The following is a 5,141-nucleotide window of genomic DNA, read 5'->3' on the forward strand; positions in this document are numbered from 1 at the left end:
AACTAAATTCTTTGACAGGTGCATTTTCAGCTGGTAATAGTGTATATCTTCAGGGCGGACATCATGAATTTGTTTTTGGAAATCCTGATGAGCAAGTTGTAATTAAAAAACTACGTAAAATTGCAAGTGCTATGGAAATGGTTAAAAAGCTAAATAATCTTATAATTGGAGTTGTGGGATCTCAACCAGCAGGGTTCGGATTTGGTGCAGTAGATGAAGCAAAACTTGCTGGAACTCTTGGAACTAGAATTGCTCAAATTGAGGCATCCGGGATAATGAGTAAAGCTACTGCATTAAGTGTTGAAGAAATTGCACCGGCACTTAAAGAATTGAAAAGTCGTACGAAAGGCTGGGAAGCAATGCCAGCAGAAAATTTAGAGAAATATGCACGCTTAAGTACAGCTTATAAATTATTTGTAAAAGAATCTGGAGCTGGAGCAATAGCTTCTCGTTGTTGGCCAGATTTCTTTGTTGGATTTGGTGCACCTGTTTGTGCAGTACTTTCCATGCTAAATGATAATGGAATTGCATCTTCTTGTGAAACAGATATAGGTGGAGCTATAAGTATGTTTATAGGTGCTGGGCTTACTGGCGAAGCTACTTACTTTGGAGATCCTGTAGCAATTGACGAAAAATGTGACAGTATTGTTTATTGGCATTGTGGAGCTGGAGCAAGTTGCCTTGCAAGTAAGAGTGAGGGAGCAAAATTAGGGGTACATCCAAATCGTCAAATTGGACCAACTATGGAATTTGGATTAAAAGGTGGTCCCGTTACAGTTTTACGTTTAGGAAAAGATAAAGATGGCTTCCGCATGTTCATTTATAAAGGAGAAGCATTAGATGAACCACAAAAATTCTTCGGTACTTCGGTAACTGTTAAGCCGGAAGGTGGAAATGCTGCAAGTAAAGTGGCACAGTTCGTAAAGGATGGTTGGGAACCACATTTTGTTGTTGCATATGGTGATGTGATAGAAGAAGTTAAAACTATGTGCGGATTCCTGGGCATAAAAGTTTGGGAATATTAAGAGTAATTTAAATCAAATTGTATATAAGGGAGAGGAATATAATGAATTTAAAAGAACTTATAAAAATTAATGATCATATAGAAATAAAAGATATTCATAATGATGCTTTTGTAAAGTATGGTAAAATATTAGAAGATTACAATTTTGATGAATTGATACAATACATGGAAAAAGAAACAGTTATATCAGCGAGTGGGAATACTTATATAGCTTCAGTTAATGAAATGGAAAAAACTAAAGTAAGAGAAAGATTAGAAAATGAATTTTATGGTGAAATGCCAATAGAAATAGGATATTGTAACGGCCCAAATTCAACTTTAAATGGACTGGAATATCATATTGGCAGTGAAATAGACGTAGCTGTTACAGATATGGTATTGCTTCTTGGAGTACTTCAAGATGTAAAGCAAAACAAATATGATGCTAGCAAAGTCGAAGCGTTCTTTGTGAAAAAAGGAACGGCTATACAAATATATGAGACAACACTTCATTTTGGACCTTGTAAGGTAGAAGAAGAAGGATTCAAATGTATAGTAATATTACCTAAAGGAACTAATGAGCCTTTAAAATCAGATATATCAAAATATAAGGATGTACTTTTATTTGCAAGAAATAAATGGCTATTAGCACACCCTGATAGAAAGCCTCTAATGGAAAAAGGAGCCTATGCTGGAATAGTTGGTGAAAATATTGAAATAAAGATTAAATAGTGATTTGATAGAGAGTGGCACAAATTATAGGTAGAAGCTTTGGAAATATAGAAAACAGGGAGGTAATTATGAAACTTGTTCAGAGAAAAAATGGGTTTAGCATTCTTGTTAATGGAAAGGAAATAATTGAACATAGTATTGAAAATCCATGCATATATGTGGGAAAAGGGAAAGGTAGCTATGATATGTTTCGCGGAAATTTTAAAGTTAAAGATTATATCTGCGAAAAAATAGCTTTAAACGATTTTGAGATATTAGTAGAAAATAGTGGAGTAATAGTTACTTTTTCAAAGGGTGGACTTAATGTTATAAAGGCATTATTTATAGAAGAAGACGGAAGAACTGTTGTAAAATTTTTAGAAAATCCAAATAATTTTAATAGATTTTGGCTTAGGTTAAAAGCGGAAAAAGAAGAGCACATATACGGATGTGGAGAACAATTTTCAGATTTTGATTTAAGGGGAAAAAATTACCCATTATGGACTTCAGAACAAGGTGTTGGAAGAAATAAAAATACTTACACAACATTTATGGCAGAGAGTATGGATCAAGCTGGTGGGGATTATTATACTACTTTCTTTCCAGAGCCAACATTTATTTCAACTAGAAAATATTATTGTCACATAAATAACAGTGCTTATATGGATTTTGATTTTGGTCATGAAAATTTTCATGAACTACAAATATGGGATATGCCAGAAGAAATAATATTTGAGACTGGAGAAACATATCTGGATTTAGTATGCAAATTAACAGCACTACTTGGAAGACAACCAGAACTCCCTGAATGGGTATACAAAGGAGTATGGCTTGGAATTCAAGGTGGAACTGAAGTAGCACTTAAGAAATTAGAAAATGTTCTAGAAAAGGGAGTGAAAGTAAGTGGTATATGGGCTCAGGATTGGGAAGGAATAAGAATGACTTCCTTTGGAAAGAGACTTATGTGGAACTGGGTATGGGATAAAAAATTATATCCAGGGCTTAAAGAGGAAATTAAAAAACTAAGAGAAAGAGGAATAAGAGTTCTTGGATATATAAATCCTTATGTTGCTATTGAGGGCAGTCTATTTAAAGAAGCTAGTGAAAAAGGGTATTTAGCTAAAAATAAAGAAGGAAAAGATTATTTGGTGGAATTCGGTGAATTTTATGCTGGTGTAGTAGATTTCACTATACCTAAAGCTTGCGTTTGGTATAAAGAAGTAATTAAAAAGGAAATGATTGAATTTGGGCTTTCGGGATGGATGGCGGATTTTGGAGAATATTTACCAACGGATGTTGTTTTAAATAATGGAGTAAGTGCTGAAATAATGCATAATGCATGGCCAGCAATGTGGGCTCAAATAAATAGAGAAGCAATTGAAGAAGCTGGCAAACTGGACGATGTTACTTTCTTTATGAGAGCAGGAGGTACTGGAAGTCAGAAATATAGCACAATGATGTGGGCAGGAGATCAAAATGTCGATTGGAGTTTGGATGATGGATTAGCATCTGTAATTCCTGCAGCATTATCGCTTGGAATGACAGGATGTGGACTACATCATAGTGATATCGGTGGATACACTACACTATTTGAAATGAAAAGAACAAAAGAATTATTTATGAGATGGGCTGAGATGGCGGCATTTACACCAGTGATGAGAACTCATGAGGGAAATAGACCAGAGGCTAATTGGCAATTTGATTCAGATGATGACACAATATATCATTTTGCAAAAATGAGTATGGTATATACAACTCTTGCTCCCTATACAAAAGAGCTTGTAAAAGAAAATTCAAATAAAGGTATACCTGTGCAGAGACCACTATTTATGCACTATGAAAATGATGAGAGATCCTATAGTATTAAATATGAATATTTATATGGAAGAGATATATTGGTTGCTCCTGTTTATGAACCAGGAAAAACAAAATGGAATGTATACTTACCAGAAGATAAATGGGTACATTTATGGACAGGAAAAGAGTATAACGGTGGAGATATAGAAGTTTCAGTACCTCTTGGGCAGCCAGCAGTATTTTACAGAAAGGAATCAGACCATGTAGAACTATTTAAAAAGACAGGGGAAGTTAAACATATGGGTTTTTAGTATGTAAAATTAATAAGGAAGGAGGGAAAGCATGAAAAAAATTGCAATAGGTCAAGCGGGAGGACCAACCGCTGTAATTAACACTAGTTTAGTAGGTTTTGTAGAAAGTTCCATAAAGAACAATTTACTATATGGTGTGTTAAATGGATATGAAGGTTTAGTAAAAGATAACTTAATAGAAATTAAAGATGAAACTCTAGACTTAGTAAAAAAACATAAATATATTCCAGGAGCATGTTTAGGTTCAGGGCGTTATCAATTAACAGATGAAAAAATAGAAATTGCTGTTAATAATTTAAAAAAGAATGATATTAATGCTCTTGTGTTTATTGGAGGAAATGGTACTATGGCGGCACTCCAAAAAATTAAAAATATTGCTGATGGAATTGGTTATGAGCTTCAAGTTATAGGGATACCTAAAACTGTTGATAACGATTTAGGTATGACAGATCATGCACCTGGATTTGCAAGTGCAGCTAAATTTGTTGCTTTCTCTGCTAGGGATATAAGTAAAGATTTAGAGGCTATGAAAAATTTTGAACAAGTAAGAATAATTGAAACTATGGGACGTAATGCAGGATGGTTAGCTGCCGCCAGTGGACTGCTAAAAGAATCTGAAGAGGAAGGTCCTCATATAATTTACTTACCAGAAACAAAATTTCACACCGAAGAATTTTTGGATGATGTTAAAAGTCTAGTAAAAGAATATGGAACAGCAACAATAGTTGTTAGTGAAGGTATTAAGTTAGATAATGAAAATAACATTCAAAAGGCAGTAGTAAATGGGCGAGTAGTTTTAGGTGGAGTTTCAAAAAGATTAGAGGATATAGTTAAAGAAAATCTAGGATTCTCTGCCAGAGGAGAAAATTTAGGAATGAATCAAAGAAGTTTCTCTTTAGCAACTTCATCTCGAGATAGAATAGAAGCTTATGATGTTGGAAAAAAGGCATCAGAACTAATAGATAACAATGAAACAAACGTTATGGTTACTATTCAAAATAGCGATATAAAAGGATATGACTACCATCTAGAGAGTTGCCTTCTTGATAAAGTAACTAGTTTAGGTGAGAAAGCACTTCCATACGAATTTATTAAGAATCCTCAAAAATATTATGAATGGCTAAGGCCTTTGATTGGAGGTGATCTTTCACCATATCCTTCATTACCTTGCGTAAAAACAAATTACGCAAAACAATGTTGTAGATTTAAGTAATAATGTGAAGTTATATATTTTAAAAATAAAATTTAAAAGAAAGAAAGGAATGTGTTAATATGCCATACGTATCAGGTAAAAAATTAATTATGAATGCATGGGAAAA

General features: G+C 33.7%; 4 protein-coding genes. All 4 read left to right on the forward strand.

The window, feature by feature from the left end; genetic code table 11:
- The coding region (locus Q0649_RS08990; RefSeq protein WP_298840491.1) for a sugar isomerase at positions 1 to 1,025 on the forward strand (1,025 nt) is incomplete at its 5' end.
- A 41-nt stretch (positions 1,026 to 1,066) separates the two neighbouring features.
- Entirely contained in the window at positions 1,067 to 1,735 is a 669-nt protein-coding gene (locus Q0649_RS08995; protein ID WP_298840496.1) for a DUF4867 family protein, read from the forward strand.
- 68 nt (positions 1,736 to 1,803) lie between these two features.
- Entirely contained in the window at positions 1,804 to 3,822 is a 2,019-nt protein-coding gene (locus Q0649_RS09000) for an alpha-glucosidase (RefSeq protein ID WP_298840499.1), read from the forward strand.
- 31 nt (positions 3,823 to 3,853) lie between these two features.
- Positions 3,854 to 5,035, forward strand: a complete 1,182-nt coding sequence (locus tag Q0649_RS09005; RefSeq protein ID WP_298840502.1) for a diphosphate--fructose-6-phosphate 1-phosphotransferase — start codon at positions 3,854 to 3,856, stop codon at positions 5,033 to 5,035.
- The last annotated feature ends 106 nt before the right edge of the window (positions 5,036 to 5,141 follow it).

The organism is uncultured Clostridium sp. (assembly GCF_937920395.1).
Lineage (GTDB): Bacteria > Bacillota > Clostridia > Clostridiales > Clostridiaceae > Clostridium_AD.